This is a genomic window from Algoriphagus sp. TR-M9 (assembly GCF_027594545.1).
Taxonomy (GTDB): Bacteria; Bacteroidota; Bacteroidia; order Cytophagales; family Cyclobacteriaceae; genus Algoriphagus; species Algoriphagus halophytocola.
The window spans coordinates 1,999,686-2,020,196 of the sequence record NZ_CP115160.1; the positions used below are offsets into that span (position 1 = coordinate 1,999,686).

The window sequence follows — 20,511 nt, forward strand, 5'->3', positions numbered from 1 at the left end:
GCAGGCTCTTCAACTGACTTGATGTCTTATTTATATCTCACTTCATGAGATAAATACCTTTCATTTAGTTATATTCGACTTCTTAAAATTTTGGAGAAGATGAACCGCATTAAAGCAGTTTTAGAAGAAAAGGGAATAAAGCAAACTTGGTTAGCTGAAAAGCTGGAAAAGAGCTATAACATGGTAAATAGCTATGTCCAGAATAGGAGGCAGCCAAGCCTAGATGATTTGATAAAGATCGCAGATATTCTAGATGTTGATGTGAGAGAATTAATGGTGCAGACAAAGAAGTAATGACAAACGAACAACTCAAGGAATTAGAAGATAAGTTATGGGATTCGGCCAATGCTTTGAGAGCATATGGTGGACTCAAGGCATCCGATTATGCTGTGCCAGTATTGGGATTGATATTCCTAAAGTTTGCAGAAAACAAATACAGCCAGTATGAATCTGATATTTTGGATGAATATCAAAAGTCTAAAGGCACCAGAATGGAGCAGCCGATTCAAAAGATTGCGTTAGCCAAGTGTGGGTTTTACTTACCTGACAATGCTCGATTCAATTATTTGCTGAATCTGCCTGGTGAGGATAGCATGGCCAAAGCACTACGGGAAGCCATGGAAGGCATAGAAAAGCATCAGGATGCTAAGTTTCAGGATGTACTGCCGAAGGAGGCATACTTTGATATTGAAAAGAAAAAGAAGGACATCCTACCGCAACTTTTAAAGGCATTTTCCGACATACCTCAAGATGCTTCTGGTGATGTGTTTGGGAAGATTTACGAATACTTCTTAGGCAAGTTCGCCATGAGCGAGGGGCAGAAAGGTGGTGAATTCTTCACGCCAACATCAGTGGTACGTTTCATTGTAGAAGTCATTGAGCCTTACAAGGGAAAAATCTTTGATCCTGCCTGTGGTTCTGGTGGTATGTTCGTACAATCTGCTCATTTCTTGCAACATGAGAATCATGACCTCAGCGATATCTACGTCTGTGGACAAGAGTATATGGGCGAAACAGTACGATTGGCCAAAATGAACCTCATGGTTAACAACCTAAGGGGAGAGATCATAGAAACCAACTCTTACGAGGAAGATCCACATGAGAGCTTTGGGAAGTTTGACTATGTGATGGCTAATCCGCCATTCAATGTGAAGTCGGTAAAGGAAAGTACAGTTAAGGGAGACAAGCGTTTCTACCACTATGGTTTACCCAAAAACCAAGGGAAGAAAGAAGATAAAATCTCAGATGCCAATTATCTCTGGATTTCCCTTTTCGCCACTTCATTAAACAAAACAGGCAGAGCAGGTTTTGTGATGCCCAACTCTGCCAGTGATGCCAGAAATTCTGAATATGAGATCAGGAAAAAGATAGTTGACAGTGGCATAGTGGACTGCATGGTCAGTATGCCCTCCAACATGTTCTTTACGGTGACCCTTCCCGCTACCCTTTGGTTTTTTGATAAGCAAAAGGTGAATACCGGTCGCAAAGACAAAATCTTGTTTTTGGATGCGCGAAATGTTTACCGACAAATTGACCGAGCCCACAGAGAGTGGACAGAGGAGCATCAGCAAAATCTAGCTGCTATTGTACGGTTGTACCGTGGGGAAACAGATCGCTTTCTAGAACTCATTCACAACTATATCATCGATGCTGATGAAGCCATCAAAGCGGTATCCCCTGCAAAGGCCGAGCTGGAAAAGGTATTGGAGAAACTTAGCAAGGGATTGAAAGCCTATGCCGAGGAAACAAAAAATGAAAAGCGCACCCCAGCCAAAAAACAAGCCCTGGAAGAAGCTGATTTTTACAACAAACTGGCAGAATGGGAGCGAAGCAAACCTGAAAACATAAATCAAAAGGCTCTTTCCCAACCACTGGAAGAAACGCCCCAAGAAAATGCAGCCCAACATCAGGCAAGCGAGTACCTAAAAGCACTCATTGTACAATACAAAAATGAGGGGGATGCCTTAAAAAAGGATGTGAATTCACTCAGTGAACTCTGGAAACTGGCCGATAAACACGCCAAGCTTAAGAATGATAAAGCATGGACTACCAAAGACTTAATCCGTGCTGACAAAGTACTGGAAGCGAAGCTTGAACCTTATTCAGAAGCCGTAGCGCAAACCACCTACTGGTATGAAAATATCCACTGGCTGCAAAAGCGATTCCCGGATGCCAAGTACCAGGATGTGATCGGACTCTGCAAAATGGCTGATCGATCAGAGTATGCAGAGGAGCAGGATTATTCTTTGAATGCAGGAAGGTATGTTGGTGTTGAAATTGAGGCCGACAATATGACTGAAGAAGAATTTAGGAAGAAGGTTACTGGTAAGCTTATTGAATTAGATGATTTAAATAAAAAATCCCACGGAATAGAAAAACAAATTTACTCTTCTTTAAAATCAGTTCTGAATGCTTAAGCGAATCAAAATAGGGCAGTTGATTCGTGAGAAAAAAGCACATTCTCAGACAGGACCTTTTGGCACGCAATTGAAAGCTTCTGAATATGTTGATTTTGGAATTCCAGTAATCAATGTGAGAAATATTGGAATGGGTGATGTCCGTTCTGATAATTTGGAATACCTGAATGATTCAAAAGCTCTAGAGTTAAAATCCCATCGACTTAAAAAAGATGATATTGTTTTTGGAAGAAAAGGTGCTGTAGAGAGACACTCATTTATAACCGAAAATGAGAATGGCTGGATTCAAGGATCAGATTGTATCAGATTAAGGATTCTTACTGATGAATTTAACCCCAAATTTATTTCTTATTTTTTCAGAACTTATGCACATCAGCAATGGATGATTAACCTTGGCTCATTTGGAGCCACAATGGGTTCTTTAAATCAGGAAATCATTTCAAAAATTGAAATCCCGGATATTCCACGATCAAAGCAAGATGAAATAACAACAACTCTCTCCGCCTATGACGACCTGATCGAAAACAACAACCAGCGCATCAAGCTGTTGGAAGAAATGGCCGAGGAAATCTCCAAAGAGTGGTTTGTACGCATGCGTTTCCCTGCCACGGCAGGCAGGCCAGGTTATCAGGATTGTAAGTTCTTTGATCAAGAGGGTAAAGAAGTGCCGCATGGAACGCCAGGTGCTTTGCCGGAGGGGTGGAGGGATGGTGTGTTTGGTGATTTGGTTGAGGTAAAAAAGGGACGGAACATTACAGCTTCAACCATTCGAGAAGGGAAAGTTCCAGTTGTTGCTGGAGGACTAACTCCAGCTTATTATCATGACACTCCAAATACGAAATCACCAACTATTACTGTTAGTGCTTCTGGTGCTAACTCAGGTTATGTAAATCTTTACTATGAAGACATTTGGGCTTCTGATTGTTCCTACGTGGATTCTGAAATGACTGACCTCCTTTATTTTCTTTATTCAACTCTAAGGGTCAGACAAAAGGAAGTTTTTCATTTACAAAAAGGATCAGCGCAGCCACATGTATATCCCAAGGATATTATGGGACTTAAACTGAATTTACCTGAGAATGAGCTTTTAAAGAAATTTGAAAATTTGATTAATCCATTTTACACCGAAATAGGTGTATTGAAAAATAAAAACCAAATCCTTCAAGAAACCCGAGACTTACTCTTACCACGTTTGATCAGTGGCAAGCTGGATGTATCAGATTTGGGTATAAATGAACCTGAAAATATGAGCATGGCTGCTGAGCCGGAAGGAACTTATCAAATGGATAACCGAACAGACGCATGGCAGATGATCAAATAACCTCAGCGCAAGATTGGTTTGAAGCTATTCAGCACAAAATAGCACAAGCCCAGCAGCAAACTGCACTTACTATCAATAAGGACCTGCTTCAGCTCTATTATGAAATAGGTACTTCCATACTGAAAGTGCAGGCAGAAAAAGGCTGGGGCAGTCAAGTCATCGATCAGTTGGCCAAGCACATTAAAAAAAGCTTTCCATCATCTACAGGGTTCTCTGTCCGCAATTTGAAATACATGCGGGCTTTTGCGGTTGCCTATCCAGACTTTCCAATTGTGCAAGTACCACTTGCACAAAATAGCGAAGAGAAAATGCAAGTGTCGCTTGCACAAATTCCCTGGTACCACCACATCAGCTTACTCACCAAGGTCAAAGACGAAGAAGAGCGTATCTTCTATATCGTAGCTACGGCCAAAAACAACTGGAGCAGAGATACCATGCTTTTGCAGGTCAAATCCAAACTATACCACCGTCAGGGAAAAGCCATCACCAACTTTGACTCTACTTTGCCCACCCCACAGTCAGACTTGGCTCAGCAAACCATCAAAGACCCCTATGTATTTGATTTTATGGCGCTCACAGCGCCTTTTCGAGAAAAAGATATTGAAGACCAACTGGTCAATCATGTCTCTAAATTTTTGCTTGAGCTGGGCAAAGGATTTGCATTCATAGGTAAGCAATACCACCTCACTGTTGCTGATCAGGATTATTACTTGGACCTGCTCTTTTACCATGTAGTCCTCAAGTGTTATGTGGTCATCGAGTTGAAAAACACCAAGTTCACTCCTGAGTATGCCGGCAAACTCAATTTTTACTTGTCTGCCATAGATGATGCACTCAAAACGGATGCTGATCAGCCCTCTATAGGAATCATACTTTGCAGAGACAAAAACAATTTGGAGGTAGAATTTGCCCTTCGAGGAATGAGTCAACCCATGGGCGTAAGTGAGTTTGCGCTTACAGAAACACTACCCGAATCACTTAAAAGTAGCTTACCAACAGTAGAAGAAATTGAAAAAGAACTAGAGCAATAATGGCCTTTCTGAACGAATCACATATTGAAGAAGCAGATATCCAGTTTTTCGAATTGATACTGGGCTATGAACACCTCAATGCCTGGGAAAAGAAGTTGGTTGGTAGAGATACGCTTAAAGATGTGGTGCTGAAAAATCGTTTAAGAGCTAAGCTTTCAGAAATCAATGCTCATCTTCCTGAGGAAAGCATCAATTATGCAGTACAAGAGCTTTGTAAAAGTCGTGCAACGCTGACACCTGTTTTAGCCAATAAAGAAGTCTATGAATTAATTAAAGGTGGAGTGCCGGTTACTTACTTAAATAAAGCTGGCAGAGAAGAAAATGATTACGTAAAAGTCATTGATGTCGATGAACCTGCAAACAACGAATTTCTTGTTGTTTCTCAGCTGAGCATAGCATACTTGCAAACAGACAATATCACACGTAGACCGGATCTACTGCTCTATGTGAATGGGCTACCGCTGGTGATGATTGAGTTGAAAAATGCCACAGAAAAGGTCAAGGTGGGCTATGACAAAAATCTCAAGGACTATCGTAGAGATATTCCCCAGCTTTTCTGGTACAATTGTTTTGTCTGCATTTCCAATGGAATTCAAACACGAGTAGGCGCTTTTGATGCTGATTGGGGGCATTTCTTTTCGTGGGTCAAACTGGAAGACACAGCGGTGACGCATAACCAGATGAATAGGGAAGAGGTAGAAGCTGAAAGTAGAAATGCTAGTAGCCGCTTAAGCCTTGAGTTATTTGGGCGTGGATTATGTCAAAAGAATAACTTACTCGATTACTTTGAAAATTTTGTCTTGTATCACAAAAACAAGGTTAAAATCATAGCTAAGAACCATCAATTCCTTGGAGTTAATAATGCCATTGTTTCCTTAAATAATCGCGAGGGTAAAGGCGGGAAGTTGGGCGTTTTTTGGCATACCCAAGGGTCTGGTAAATCCTACTCAATGATCTTCTTTTCAAGAAAGATTCATCGCAAAGTAAATGGAAATTGGTCATTCCTAATTATTACAGACCGCAAAGACTTAGACGATCAAATTTTCAGGAATTTCTTAGAAACTGAGGCCATCCCCAAAGTCGAAAATCCCAAAAAGAACAAATACCGACCCAAAAACAGAGCCCAATTAAAACTTGATCTGCAAAGTAACCTGACACATTCCTTTGCTTTGATTCATAAATTTGGAATAGAAAAAGGGAAGACCTATCCAAAACTGACAGACCGAGAAGATTGGATTGTCATCGTTGATGAGGCGCATCGTACGCAATACAAGGGATTGGCAGAAAATATGCGCATAGCGATACCAAATGCACAATACATTGCTTTTACAGGGACACCATTACTCAGAAATGAGCAAACAAAAGACTGGTTTGGTCCTTATGTATCGGAGTACAACTTTGCTCAAAGTATAGAAGATGGTGCCACTGTGCCATTGTACTACAAGAAAAGTGTCCCAAGAGTAGAGCAGGTCAATGAAGACTTGGTAGGTGATGCGGCTGAAATTCTGGAAGAAGAAAATCTAAGTGAGGAACAAAAAAAGAAATTAGACAAAGAGTATTCTACGTTATTTGAAGTCGTTAGGAGGGAAGACAGGCTTCAGGAAATTGCTAAGCATATTGTGCAGCATTACCCGTATCGTCTTGATGTGCTTGATGATAACCAGCATCGCAAACCTATGAAAGCCATGGTGGTTTGTATTGACAAATTTACAGCAGTCAGGACGTTTGAATTTGTTCAAGCCGCTCAAAAAGAAGAAATTAAAGAACTCCGCAAAAAGATTGTAAAGGAAAAGAATCCTGAGCTAAAGGAACGCTATAAACGCGCAATTGCATTCATGGAGGAAACCAGAATGTCAGCTGTAATCAGTCAGGAGGGTTCCGATAAAGAAGAAAAGGAGGTATTTGAAAAAGAAGGGCTCAACATTACACCTCATCGTAATTTGATGGATTATCCCGATAAAGATGGGAGGAATATTGAAGATTACTTCAAAGACCCAAATAATACCTATAGGATTGTATTTGTAACTGCTATGTGGCTTACTGGATTTGATGCTCCTTCAGTGTCTACATTGTACCTTGATAAGCCCCTTCAAAACCATACCTTGATGCAGACCATCGCTCGGGCTAATCGTGTTATGGAGGGTAAGAAAAACGGATTAGTCATTGACTACTTTGGTGTATTTAGAAACCTTAAAAAAGCACTTGCCGCTTATGCAGAGGGAAGCAAGGGGAAATCGACAGAGGATGACTCAGATGAATTTCCAGTTAAGGAGTTTGAAGAGCTCTTAACATTGTTAAAGAATGGGATATCTGAGGCAAAAAGCTATTTTAAGCAACTTGGTGCTGATATAGATGAAATTATCAACCTTGGTGAAAGAGGCTTTAAAGAAATTGAGTTATTTCAGGAATTTGCCAATATCATTCTTACAAAGGATGATTACAGTAAGCAGCTAGGTCTTTTTGTAAACACCATCGCTTCACTTTATGATTCAGCAAAACCTGAAATCTATAATTATCCGGATATTAAGAAGTCAAGAGACGTATTCGAATACCTGAAGAAAGTAGTTGACAGGCATGTAGACCAGGATGAAGCAATAGAACGAGCTAAGAAGAAAATAGATGCTTTATTAGATTCAAGCGTCTTGGGTAAGGGCGATTTAGTTGCTGATCCTAAGGTTAATTATCTCATAAAACAAGGAAAGCAAATTGATTTAAGTAAGCTGAACTTTGAACTACTCAGAGCAGAATTCCCTGAAAAGAAACATAAAAATATACAGTTTGCTGATTTGCGAGAATTGATGGAAATCAAGCTGAAGCAGATGCTTGCTCAAAACAAAACTCGTGGTTCATTTTTAGAACGGTTTGAAAAGGTAATTGAAGATTATAATTCAGGCAGTTTATCCATCGAAGAAGCTTATGAAGAGCTGATAAAACAGGCAGAAGATTTATCCGAGGAGCTGGAGCGAGCTGCGAAAAATGAGATGGATGAAACTGAATTGGAACTCTTTGATCTTCTTAAAAAGGAAAAACTAACAAAGGAGGAAGAAAAGAGTGTAAAACTGGCTGCTAGTGGCTTGCTTAAAATTCTCTTCGATGCTAAGAATAGGATCTTAATTCAAGAATGGCATAAGGATAAGAATACGCAGGAGATAGTTCGTCAGGAAATTATGAGAATTCTGGATCAAACATTGCCAGATAGCTATACGAGAAAGGTTTTTACCGAAAAATCTGAGGTAGTTTTTCAACATTTTTATGAGCAAGCTGAATTAGGAAGAGGTTTTGCAGGGTAAGAATAATACTTTGTATTACGCAAATCACTAATGTTGTTACATAATTTATATTATGTTAAATACTATTCCTGATTTATGATTTTTACCCCTTCCAATCCTTTATCTCAACTTTCAGTTCTTCTGCTCCCCCCACCACGGCTAATCCGTAATTAGGAATAGCACTCAGGTATTTTACTGCGTATATCTGTTTAGGAGGTTTTGAATTATGTTCCCGAATCTCTAGCCAAGGATTTTGATTTACAGAACGAACCAAAACCTGATCAAGTGGAAAACTTAATCCTTTACCCAGATACTTTATCAGGGCTTCTTTTATACACCAGTGTTTAAAGAAAACTTCGCTTAGCTTCTTTTCACTGGAATTTTGGATGATTGAGATTTCTTCAGGCGCGAAAAAATGGGAAGAAATCAATTCTGCTTCCACCTCGGGGTCCAAAAATTCACAGTCCACCCCCAGTTTTCCCTCACGGGAAAAACCAATGGCTACATGATCACGGGAATGCGAGGAATTGAAATAGAGTTTTTCCTTTGAGAAGGCAATAAATGGTTTTCCCAATGGGCTATAACCAAAACGAATGGACTTTGGGCTTAGGTCTAGGTATGATGCAGCTAGTTTTCGCAGCATAGTCCGCCTTTTAATAAATAAGTCCCGGTGTTTTTGGTACACCAATTTTTCCAGCCTTTTGAGTTCATCATTTGAAAGATATTCAGGATTGGTATCCGGAATAGTCGAAAGATTACCTACCCATAGCTCTACTCTCATACTTATCTGATCTGATCCCATTTTTCCAGGTTTCTGGCAATGGCAGCATTCATTTGCCCTGTATAAGGCTCACGCATCAATTTCAAGTGTGGTCCCAAAATCTCCTCATGATCTACGATCTTTACCAAAGGCTCCCAGCCGAAAGCATGCTTAAACTCCCTGGGCGTGGTAATAAGCAAGGTTTCGCAGTCAATTTTCTCAGGTTTATAAGAGAGCAAATACTTTTTCAACAAACCTGTATCCCGGATCAATACAGGCTGATTTTTATCTTTTTTTACCTTTTTGATCAATTTACTGATCAGTACTGAAGGTTTATTCCAATAGTCTAAATACTTGAATAATTTTCTATAGCCTCCCTTACCAAACACCCGTGATTTATCGAAAAACAGAGGTGGGTCTATCATCACCAGATTGACCTTCTCCCCTTCTTGCATTAGTCTTTTAGCTAACTCAAATGCCACCACATTCCCAATAGAATAAGATAAAATCCGATAAGGGCCATTCTTCTGAATCAATTTGATTTCTTCCAGACAAAGCGCAGCGATCTCTTCTATGCTTCTCGGAACAGAGTCCTTCACCAATTCCGGACTAACCGATAAAACCCCATAAACAGGGTATTCAGCAGGTAAATGTCTGGTTAACTGACTATATACGGTTTCATAGTAAAACTCGCTGTGTATGCAGAAAACCGGTAATTTATCTCCAGTAGTCTTAACAGGTATGATTCTTTTTATAGGTTTGGAAAGGGATTCAACTAACTCTTTTTTAATTACTATCTTCTTTGAAATATCCTGAATTGAATCCGTTAGTTGAATTGGCTTTTGGAATTCATAACTATCATTTAGTTCCTTTTCTACCAACTTCCATTCATATTCAGCCCCTCCATTTTTTTGGATACTATCTTTAACTCCGATCAACTTCTGCCCTAAATACTTCTCCCAAACTTTTAATATCTCCAACTCCAGCAAATTTTCTGGCCGCGCATACTCCTCATGATGAAGGGATTTCACTAGAGATTCCACCGTAGAATAGCGAAGAAATTGAGCAGGAGTCACCTTAATACCTATGTTTCTACACCTGGAAATAATGCGAATACTTTGCAAAGAATTACCTCCCAGGTCATTAAAGTCTCTGTTGACCGGCACTTCCTCTACTCCCATCACATCTGCCCAGATACCAGCAACTTGGCGTTCCAGGTAGGTAGATGGCCCTCTAAAGGCTGATTCAGCAGCTTTTGGTTGGGATTGAGCAAGCTCTTGAATGGAGGCTAAATCCACTTTCCCGTTAGGCAAACGCGGCCAATCATCCAATGCTACAAAGATTTCCGGCACCATATAGTTGGGGAGCTTTTGACGCAAAAACCTGCTCAGCTCACTTTCTTCTAAACCCGCGGATGTTGAGTAAGCTAAAATTAGCTGAGGTTCCTTAGCTGTGCTAACCAGAGCCACTGCTGTCTGGACAGTAGGGAATTGCAGCGCCAATTCCTGTATTTCACCCAACTCGATTCGATGACCCCGAATTTTTACCTGATTATCGGTTCTTCCCAGATATTCTATCAAGCCGTCTTTCTGAATGCGAACGAGGTCTCCGGTTCTATAAATCCTATCCCAAACCTCTGAATAAGGGTTTTTTAGGAATTTTTCATCGGTTTCACTTTTCGATAAATAGCCTTTTGTCAACCCTGCTCCGGCAATGCAAAGTTCACCCGAAATCCCTACTGGACTTAACTTTTGCTGCTCATCCAAAACGTAGCCCAAAGCATTGGAAGTTGCCAGACCTATGGGCACTTTATGAAATGACTCACCGGCTTTTAGCTCTTGAACAGTACACCAAACCGTTCCTTCGGTAGGCCCATATTCATTAAAAAGCCTTGTTTTCGGCTGTTTTTCAAAATGTGATGAAATCAATTCATTGGGGAACTCCTCTCCTGCCAATATCACTATTTTAAGAGAATCCCATGAATTTTCACTCCCTTGCATCAATGCCTGATACAGGGAAGGAAGCATTAGGGTATGACTTACTTTTTCTCTACTAATTAGTGTGGAAAGTGCGGTAGAATCCAGAGTTTCATTGGCCTGAGAAATAACCAATTTTCCTCCAGTACAGAGTGACCAAAAAATCCCCGCAACCGAACTATCAAATGAAAAGGAGGACAACAATAAAAAGGCTTCTGGAGACTCTTGATAATAAGCTTTTCTAGCAGCAACGGATGAATATAAATTTTGATGATTTACGTAAACTCCTTTGGGTTTATTTGTACTTCCCGAAGTGAAAATAAGATAAGCATTTCTATTTTCAGAAATATTCTTATCAATTTGATTTACAGTATTTTGATTGTAATCAAGTGAATCAATTTCTAGAGAATGGATGGACTCTTTTATAGAGGTTTTGGAAGCTAATAATCCTCGGTGAGTAAGCACATATTTGGCTCCGGATTCTGCCAAATAGTGAATAATTCTATCGTCAGGATATTCTGGATCCAGCGGCAAATATGCTCCTCCAAATTTCATAATTGCCAATAGGGAAACAAGGAAATCAACGGACCTTTCCATATAGATTCCTATCGGTAACTCAGGGTCTAGATTAAGCTTTTCAAGTTCCTTGGAAATGATAGCACTTCTATGTCCCAATTCTCCATAAGTCAAGCGCTCCGATCCGCAAACCACAGCGACTTGATCTCTTTTATTTTGCAGGTTATCAAGAATCGCTGTTAAAACCGTTCCTTCATTTTCGGGATGAAAATCCGGGCTTAAACCTGAAGTTAAAAAGCTTCTTTCCTCTTCTGAGATCAGAGAATAAGCGTGGATAGGCAAATCTGGATGATCACAAATCTCCTTGAGGAGGGTTGCAAAATGCCTATTCATACGATCCGCAAAGACGGTGGAGAACAAATCTTGGCTAAATTCTATCCCAATTTGATAAGCCCCATCTTTCAACCCAAAATGATGTAAAGTCAAGTCAAACTTAGAAACATCCAGATCCAGGACTTCAAAATCAACAGGGATACCCAACTCTTGGAAAGGATTTTCTCCGCTTGAATGCCCTACGAACATGGCTTGAAAGATTGGATTATAGCTCTGATCTTTTGATGCTTTACTTGCTAGTAACAGTTGTTCATAGCTGGGTTTTTGTGAAGAAATGGCTTTCAGTACATCGGTTTTTACCTCGGCAATGAGTTCATCAAATTTCTTTGAATCATTCAGTTCAGCAGCAATCACCTGAGTATCTACAAAATAGCCAACCATGGACTTAAACTCTTCCCTATCTCTATTGAGAACAGGAATGCCCACATTCACATTCTTACTTTTCCCATATCGGCCAAGCAAAACCTGAAAAGCAGCCAGAAATAAATTGAAATCTGTGGTTTGAAAGGTTTTAAGTAGCCCTCCAATTTTTGGAGTAAGACTTTTAGGCAGTGAAAACCGAAGCAATTGACCTCGGTAACTCGGCCTAGCGGGTCTAGCATAATCCAAAGGAAGTTCCAAAAAAGAGTCCATAAAATCTTGGGATGGATTCACTAGAGCAATATCTTTTGGCTGTTCCTTTAGCCAATGGGAATAATCCGAGTACTGTAACTCAGTATTTCTTAACTCAATTTTTTGACTTTCCTCTTTACCATTTAATTCCTTATAAAAAGCAGCAAAATCAGACCTCAAAATCCCTATGGACCAGGCATCTATGATGATGTGATGAAAAGTAATTCCTATGGAATACTCCCCATTTTCCAATGGAAAAATTCCTATCCGAATTAAAGGATCTGACTCTAGTCTAAAGGCTTTGCTGGCTAATTCCTTTTGTTTTTGTCTAGCTTCCTCTACACTAAACTCTTGATCGTGTACCTGAAGGCTGAAACTATTCTCATCCCGAAAGACCATTACGGCTTCTTCCTCAAGAATAATGTAATTGCTGGCTAAAACACGGTGTTTTTCAACAAGGCGGTCTAGGGCTTTGGTAAATGTCTCCAGATGAAAGGCCCCTTCCTGAAACTTCCAGACTTCTGAGTAGTTATAAACAGGGCTTTCCGGGTTCTTTTGATAAACAAACCAAAGACGTTGCTGAGCAATCGATAAAGGATAATAGGAAGCCTGGGGAGCTCTAGGAATCTGCTCCTTATTACTTTCATCAGCCGCTTGTTCAGGTTCACTTAGATTAAGCCACTGATCCAGAAGATCATCCGAATTTTCTTCCATAAGAAAAGCTACTAAAGGATTCCTTTTTCAAGCAACCAAGTATGAAGTGTCAAATCATATCCAAAGGCTCTTTCAATGATCCAGTAGGTAGAAATTAAGATTAACAAGATAGAAAAGCCTACCAAGATGATGTTGTATGCCTTTAATCGACTCAATAGAAAGAGCACCGGAAATGCGACAATGATGATGGCCAATTGTCCGATTTCAACTCCTAGATTAAAGCCTACCAAGGAATACACAAGGTACTCCCCTCCTCTTGATTGCTCGGCTAAAACTGAGGCAAAGCCAAAGCCATGGAATAGTCCGAATATTAAAATAATCAGCCATTCGCGTTTATTGAGAAAAGGGACAATGTTATGGAAAGCTGCCATTGCAATAGAAATGGCAATAATGGACTCGACCAGTCTAGAAGGTAAATTAATCACTCCTAGCGCCGCTAAACTTAAGGTAACCGAGTGCGCCAAAGTGAAAATCGTGATGATTTTAACCACCGATAGAAAAGCGGCCTTAAAACTAGGCTCGGGTTCAAAATCTGTGTATTTGATCCCTAACCATCTCTTTTTAGGGTTGCTAGAGTTATACACCACTACAGATGGAATCAGCAGGGCAATTAAAAAGAGAATATGATCTAGACCAATCCAAATGTGATAAATTCCGGATTTGACCATGGCCATAAAACCTGTAAAGACAGATCCCTCTTCAATATTCAGGGTCTGAGTAGGATTGGAAGTGCCATAAATCAAGGATGGCAGAGATTCGTTTGCCAGCACACCGGTTTTCCAGTTACGCTCTATGTGTAGCAGAGACTCATGGTTATTACCCAATTCCTTAACGAATATCTGATCATATATTTCCAGTTCTGAGGGAACAGGATCCATATTGCTCATCCCAAAATTAAAGAGCAGAAAATCATCATCCTTTAAGTTTAAAATGTCAATGTTTTCAAAAGTCAAGGCATGTTCCCCAAGCGTTGAACTGAATTTGAGTTGATCTAAAATGTAGGCTACCATAGCTTGCACCTCAGGGCTGTTCTCATCAGGAACCTCACCCAGGGCATAAGAATATCCAAAAACTTTTTCTATGTCAGTCTTTTTCAACTCCACACGGCAGTCCATTTCTCCCTCATAAATACTGAGATAAATATAATTTTGGTTAGGTTTATGAGCGGCGGCCTGGAGCAGGGAAAGAAAAAAGAGGGAAAAAAATAAGAAGCAAGCACGATTAAAATTGGTTATTTTCATTGGGTGAAGGTTAGAATTTTTGACAAAATGCATAACAAAAACAAGCTTGGTATGTTTGACTTTCAACCTAAAAAAGTGAAAATGTCCATTAAATCATAATTAGTGATTTTTATATTTCAAAGTATTAATGTTCAAGAGTAGAGAAACTATAATTATAGACAGCGATGCTATAATTCAGATCATCAAGACTATAGGCTTACATCAAGTGATGGAAGATTTGATTTTCGAGCTAAGGGAATCATTGGTCAATTTTTCAGAAAAAGAAATCGAAGTTCCGGCTAGATCGGGCTTTAATTATAAAAAACCATTTCTTGGATTAGTAGAATGGATGCCTGTGATGAAAAAAGGGCATGAAGTAATCATCAAAGTAGTGGGATATCACCCGGATAATCCTAAACTTTTTAAAATCCCCACCATACTATCCACCATATCTTCCTATGATTCGCACACCGGGCATTTAAATTTCATTGTGGATGGAGTATTGCTTACAGCGCTTCGTACTGGCGCATCCTCTGCTTTGGCTTCTCAATTAATGGCTCATCCGGATTCTACCTCGCTAGGTATTATAGGTTGTGGAGCTCAGTCGGTCACCCAGATCCATGCCTTGTCTCGACTATTTGACCTGAAGGAAATCAGGATTTTTGATACTGATCCATCAGCCATGAAGAGCCTGCAAGCTAGAATTGCTCCCCTCGATCTACCTATCAATCTGGAGTTTTCTGATATAGACGAAATCATTGCTACTTCGGACATAGTCTGCACAGCTACCTCTATCGCGCCTGAGAAGGGTCCCCTATTCGAGCATTACGAATGCAAACCACATCTGCACATCAATGCCGTAGGCGCAGATTTTCCGGGTAAAATAGAGCTTCCGCTTTCGTTTTTGAGGAAAGCAAAGGTTTGTCCGGATTTCTTGGAGCAAGCAGTAGTTGAAGGGGAATGCCAGCAACTTGCTCCGGAGGAAATAGGACCTTCCTGGGTGAAATTGATGCAATCAAAAGAATCACATACCGCCTACCAGAAATGTTTGAGTGTTTTTGATTCTACGGGCTGGGCTTTGGAGGATTTGGTAGTAGCCAACCTTTTTGCGGACTATGCGGAAAAATTGGGTTTGGGAGAAAAAGTGAACCTGGAATCTTACTCGGCCGATGAAAAGAACCCATATGGTATGCTTTATTCTTCTGCTAAATCGCTGCAAAAGTAAATAAATATGGTTTTCAACTTCTTTCAAACAATTACAGTTGTACTAAGTTTCATTGTGAATCAGTACAAATTATCATTTGATAAATATTCTTGAGTTAAAATTTTTAAATCAAATCCATGAAAAAAACGCTACTATTCACGATTTTCCTGCTTTTAGGAGTTAGTTATTCTAGTCTAGCACAAGCTCTCAAAGGAAGGATTTTAGACCAAACCAGTTCCCCGGTGATTGGGGCTTATGTCATTCATAACGGATCAGAGCACCATGCCCATACCAATGGCTCTGGTTATTTTGTTTTACAGGGGGTATCCATAGGTGATTCTATTCAAGTAAGTCACATGGGCTATGAAACTCAAAATTTGAAAGTAGAAGCACTTGATCGTGAGTTCACTATTAGAATGAGAGAAACGGCGATTGAGCTGGGAGAAGTGGTATTTAGTCAGGATTTAAATCCTCTGAACACCTTATCCAGGATAGACCTGAGGACCAATCCGGTGAATACTTCGCAAGATATACTTAGGAAGGTACCTGGACTATTTATAGGCCAGCATGCCGGTGGTGGTAAAGCAGAGCAAATTTTTCTAAGGGGATTTGATATCGATCATGGTACGGATATTAATATTACTGTAGATGGGATGCCAGTCAATATGGTATCTCATGCCCACGGCCAGGGTTATTCCGATTTGCACTTTTTAATACCTGAGACGGTAGAGCGAGTGGATTTTGACAAAGGCCCTTACAATGCTGACAAAGGTAATTTTGCTACTGCAGGATATGTGAATTTTCAGACCAAAAGAGGCTTAGACAAAAGCTCTGTATCGGTACAGGGTGGTAGTTTTAACACCGTGAGGACAGTAGGACTTTTTAACTTGATCAATGAGAAAAAGAACAATGCTTACATAGCAGCTGAGTATTTGGCCAGCGATGGGCCATTTGAAGCCAGTCAAAATTTCAACCGAATCAACCTTATGGGTAGGTATGGATTGAGTTTGGATGATGGTAGTGATATCAGTTTGATCGCTTCTTACTTTACCAGTAAGTGGGATGCCTCTGGTCAGATCCCTATTCGGGCTGTGGAAAGTGGTCAAATTTCAAGATTTGGAGCGCTGGATGATACTGAAGGTGGGTACACCAGCAGAACAAATCTAGGACTAACACATGCCAAACAGATTAACGATCGACTGTTTATCAAAAACAATGTTTATTACAGCAATTACGACTTCGAACTATTTTCCAATTTCACCTTCTTTTTAGAAGACTCCGTGAATGGGGATCAAATTCGCCAGCGTGAAAATAGAGCGATCTTTGGGGCAGAATCCCAGCTGACTTATAGCAAGCTGTTTTCCGGCGGGGAGTATGACCTGCAGTTTGGTGTAGGCTTGAGAAATGACGATATCCGGGACAATGAGTTAGCAGGTACCAAAAATCGGGATAGTGTACGGTTCGTTACTCAGCGGGGAGATATTACAGAGTCCAATTACTACACCTATTTGAATTTGAATGTCTCATTTGATAAGTTACGAATTAACCCTGGAGTGCGTGTAGATTATTTCAATTACCTGTATCAAGACGAACTGACTCCTGCATACGACCCCAAATCACTCAATGCCGCTGTGGTCAGTCCCAAGCTTAACTTCATCTACACAGCTTCGGACAACGTTCAGCTGTTTTTGAAGTCGGGAATAGGTTTTCACTCCAATGACACCAGGCTAGTTCTAGAACGACCAAATAACGAATCTATACTACCCAGAGCCTTCGGTGCCGATTTGGGAGGAAGTTTCAAATTGATGCCCAGGTTGATCCTGAATTCAGCGCTATGGGTGCTTCGCCTGGAGCAGGAATTCGTGTATGTGGGTGATGCTGGCATAGTAGAGCCGAGTGGCAGAACTTCAAGAAGAGGAGTTGACTTGGGCTTGAGATGGCAAGCCAATAACTGGATTTATTTAGATGGGGATTTCACTTATTCTTATGCCAGAAGTATAGATGATGCTGAGGGAGAAAATTTCATTCCTTTAGCTCCGAGGATCACTACCACAGGTGGACTGAGCTTTGAAAAGGATAGGCTTTCAGGAGCGCTTAGAGCGAGGTATTTACAGGATAGACCAGCGAATGAGGACAACAGTGTAATCGCAGAAGGTTACACCATTTTGGACCTGAATGCTAACTATAGGGTTAATGCATTCACCTTTGGGTTTTTCATAGAAAACCTCCTAAATTCAGAATGGAGGGAAGCACAGTTTGATACTGAATCGCGCATTCGATTGGCAAATGGACAGTTAGAACCCGAGCCTGTTAGCGAGATTCACTTTACACCAGGTACTCCATTCAATTTCAGAGGGTTTGTAAAGTTTACATTTTAATATATGAATTTCGGCTGGAGCGAAGCACAATTAGAATTAAAGAAGAAAGCCAAGGATTTTGCTTTAAAGCACCTGAATAGTGAGGTCTCCCAAAAGGAACAGACCAATAGTTTTCCTTTGGAAGAATGGCAAAAGTGTGCTGAATTCGGCGTCTTGGGATGGCCTTTTCCAAAGGAATACGGCGGGGCTGGGTATGAAATGTCCACCAGCATCTTGATGCTAGAGGGTTTAGGCTTTGGAAGTGAAGATAATGGTCTCCCCTTTTCACTTAACTCTCAGCTGTGGAGTACTCAGATGGCTATCAATGCCTTTGGTACGGAGGAGCAAAAACAAAAGTACCTCAAGCCTTTGATAGCTGGTAAAATAGGTGCATTTGGTATTACAGAAGAAGATTCGGGCTCCGATACTTACAGTCTTAAAATGTGCGCTGAAAGAGTGGATGGAGGATATGTTTTAAATGGAGAAAAACATTACATCACCCTGGCCCCCATTTGTGACATTGCCGTAGTTTTTGCCACCACAAATCCTAAACTGGGTAAATGGGGAATTACCGCTTTCATTGTGGATCGATCCTGTGATGGTTTTACGGTCAGTGAGGTGCGAGAAAAAGTAGGAATGCGCACCACACCCATGGGGAATTTATATTTTAAGGACTGCTTCGTCTCTGAATCTAACCGACTTGGAAAAGAAGGGGCTGGGCTTAGCCTCTTTTCTTCCGCTATGGAGTCTGAGCGAGGGTATATCTTTGCCAGCCAGGTGGGAAGAATGGAAAAGCAATTAGAAAAAGCAGTCGAATATGCCAACTCCCGAAAATCTTTCGGAAAGACTATCGGTACTTTTCAATCTATTTCCAATCGAATTGCCAACATGCGTCTAAGGCTGGAAACCTGCAAAATGCACCTATACAAAGTGGCCTACCTCGATGATCATGACCTACCTTTAATGAAGGAAGCCGCAATGGCAAAGCTCTATATCAGCGAGGCTTTTGTGGAGTCCAGTATGGATTTTATCCGGATTTTTGGGGCCAAAGGTGTAGTGACCGAATTTGAAATCGAACGTGATTTAAGAGATGGATTAGGCGGGTTGATTTATTCAGGAACTTCGGATATCCAGCGAAATATCATCGCTAAACTAGAAGGATTACTGTGAATCAAAATACAGTCATACTACCCGATATGCTCAGAGTCGCTGCGCAGAAAAATCCTGATAAGTTAGCGTTTATCTCAAGTGACAGTAAGATCAGCTATAAGGACCTGGACCGAAAAAGCGATCAGCTAGCGCACTGGCTACAGTCAGTAGGAGTCAAAAAAGGTGATCGTGTAGGCATTTTGATTGAAAAAAATAGCACTGCCGCTTTTGCTGTTTATGGCATTCTCAAGTCAGGAGCCGTATTAGTCACCTTAGACCCGGGGCAGCCTTCTCAAAAGCTGAACCGTATCTTATCGGATTGCAATATTGAAGTGATTTTGACCATTTCTGCCCACCAGAGATTGATTGGCGATTTGATTCATTCAGGGTTAAAAGTACTAGGAGCTTCACCAGGAATTACCTGGGAAGAACTATTTAGTATGGACTCCCCTACTCCTGCACCTATAAACATCGAACCCCAGGACCAGGCCTATATACTCTACACGTCAGGATCTACAGGCGAACCAAAAGGAATAGTTCATACACATAGGAGTGGCTTGGCCTATGCCCGTCAATCGGTCCGCTTGTACCAAGTTACAGCTGAGGATGTGATCGGAAATGTAGCTTCACTGCATTTTGATCAAAGTACTTTTGGGTATTTCGCGTCAGTCTACGCTGGGTGTTCTACCTATGTCTTTAGCCCTGGAGAATTGGTAATGCTGGGGAGCTTTTGTGCTGCGATAGCTAAACATGACATCAGCATACTTTATTCTGTTCCATCCCTGTTTGTTTCCATCTTAGACGGAGGTTTTGACCTAAACTTCCCATCACTCCGATGGATCAAATATGGTGGTGAAAGTTTTCCGCCTAAGAAATTGCAAAACCTACTCCGCTCTGTTCCGAATGCAAAAGTTTCTAATGTCTATGGGCCTGCTGAGGTCAATCAATGTACTTACTACCATCTTTCTCATCCGGATCAGGTCAACGGAGAAATCCCAATTGGTAAGGTCTGGGAAAATACCGCTTATCAAATCCTGGATGAGGATGGAAAGAATGTGATGCCTGGTGAAAAAGGCGAATTGGCGATTCACTCTCTCACCATGATGACTGGATATTGGAACAATGAAAAGCTGAACCAAGAAGCTTTTCTTACCGAAATGCGTGATTCTGGTGAATTGGTTCAGTATTATAGAACCGGTGATATTGTTTATGAAAACAAGGAGAATTTATTGGTATTTGTGGGTCGAAAAGACAGGCAAATAAAAATAGACGGCAAACGTGTGGAGCTTCAGGAAGTAGAGCAGGAATTACTTCAACTGGAAGAAATATTACAAGCAGCAGTTTTCGCCATAAACCTTGCCGGAAAGAAGGAACTCTGCGCAGCTGTGGTCCCAGATTTAGCTAAATTCGATAAAGCTCAAGTTCTAGGTAAATTGAAGCAAAACCTAGCCAAACATTGCATTCCCAGAAACATTTTTGAGCTGAAATCACTTCCCCAGTCAGATAATGGAAAGATTCACTACAGAGAACTGGAAAAAATATTTTCGACCTGAACCAAGTAGCCGAACGATC

12 protein-coding genes are annotated in these 20,511 nt (G+C 40.7%); 9 read left to right on the forward strand and 3 right to left on the reverse strand.

Annotated features, from left to right (window positions below; translation table 11 throughout):
- The first annotated feature begins 99 nt into the window (after positions 1–99).
- Genes PBT90_RS08725 through PBT90_RS08745 form a run of 5 tightly spaced genes read left to right on the forward strand, consistent with a single transcriptional unit; the run spans position 100 to position 8,059 of the window.
- A complete protein-coding gene (locus PBT90_RS08725) occupies positions 100–294 on the forward strand; it encodes a helix-turn-helix domain-containing protein (RefSeq protein ID WP_264810012.1) in 195 nt (64 codons plus the stop codon).
- A complete protein-coding gene (locus PBT90_RS08730; protein ID WP_270132770.1) occupies positions 294–2,417 on the forward strand; it encodes an N-6 DNA methylase in 2,124 nt (707 codons plus the stop codon). Before PBT90_RS08725 ends, PBT90_RS08730 begins: the two co-directional genes overlap by 1 nt.
- Complete coding sequence (locus PBT90_RS08735; protein WP_270132772.1) at positions 2,410–3,738, forward strand: restriction endonuclease subunit S; 1,329 nt, start codon at positions 2,410–2,412, stop codon at positions 3,736–3,738. Before PBT90_RS08730 ends, PBT90_RS08735 begins: the two co-directional genes overlap by 8 nt.
- Positions 3,720–4,769 carry a PDDEXK nuclease domain-containing protein gene (locus PBT90_RS08740; RefSeq protein ID WP_264810016.1) on the forward strand — a complete coding sequence of 350 codons (1,050 nt, stop codon included), beginning with the start codon at positions 3,720–3,722 and terminating at the stop codon, positions 4,767–4,769. The genes PBT90_RS08735 and PBT90_RS08740 overlap by 19 nt, the downstream gene beginning before the upstream one ends.
- Positions 4,769–8,059 (forward strand): type I restriction endonuclease subunit R, encoded by a 3,291-nt coding sequence (locus tag PBT90_RS08745; protein WP_270132775.1) that lies wholly within the window; start codon positions 4,769–4,771, stop codon positions 8,057–8,059. Before PBT90_RS08740 ends, PBT90_RS08745 begins: the two co-directional genes overlap by 1 nt.
- An 82-nt stretch (positions 8,060–8,141) precedes the next feature.
- Here PBT90_RS08745 and PBT90_RS08750 read toward each other — a convergent pair whose 3' ends face one another.
- From PBT90_RS08750 to PBT90_RS08760, 3 genes are read right to left on the reverse strand one after another with little or no spacing between them, the layout of a single operon-like run.
- Positions 8,142–8,819 carry a 4'-phosphopantetheinyl transferase family protein gene (locus tag PBT90_RS08750; RefSeq protein WP_264810018.1) on the reverse strand — a complete coding sequence of 226 codons (678 nt, stop codon included), beginning with the start codon at positions 8,817–8,819 and terminating at the stop codon, positions 8,142–8,144.
- Between the two features lie 2 nt (positions 8,820–8,821).
- Positions 8,822–13,009: a non-ribosomal peptide synthetase gene (locus tag PBT90_RS08755; RefSeq protein WP_270132777.1), complete on the reverse strand. Its 4,188-nt coding sequence runs from the start codon at positions 13,007–13,009 to the stop codon at positions 8,822–8,824.
- Between the two features lie 11 nt (positions 13,010–13,020).
- Entirely contained in the window at positions 13,021–14,250 is a 1,230-nt protein-coding gene (locus PBT90_RS08760) for a HupE/UreJ family protein (protein ID WP_270132785.1), read from the reverse strand.
- A gap of 127 nt (positions 14,251–14,377) precedes the next feature.
- Here PBT90_RS08760 and PBT90_RS08765 point away from each other — a divergent pair, with 127 nt between their 5' ends.
- From PBT90_RS08765 to PBT90_RS08780, 4 genes are all read left to right on the forward strand, one after another.
- Entirely contained in the window at positions 14,378–15,454 is a 1,077-nt protein-coding gene (locus PBT90_RS08765) for an ornithine cyclodeaminase family protein (RefSeq protein WP_264810021.1), read from the forward strand.
- Between the two features lie 116 nt (positions 15,455–15,570).
- Complete coding sequence (locus PBT90_RS08770; protein WP_270132788.1) at positions 15,571–17,811, forward strand: TonB-dependent receptor; 2,241 nt, start codon at positions 15,571–15,573, stop codon at positions 17,809–17,811.
- 3 nt (positions 17,812–17,814) lie between these two features.
- Complete coding sequence (locus tag PBT90_RS08775; protein WP_264810023.1) at positions 17,815–18,960, forward strand: acyl-CoA dehydrogenase family protein; 1,146 nt, start codon at positions 17,815–17,817, stop codon at positions 18,958–18,960.
- Positions 18,957–20,492, forward strand: coding sequence for an amino acid adenylation domain-containing protein (locus PBT90_RS08780; protein ID WP_264810024.1), 1,536 nt, complete (start codon positions 18,957–18,959; stop codon positions 20,490–20,492). Before PBT90_RS08775 ends, PBT90_RS08780 begins: the two co-directional genes overlap by 4 nt.
- The last annotated feature ends 19 nt before the right edge of the window (positions 20,493–20,511 follow it).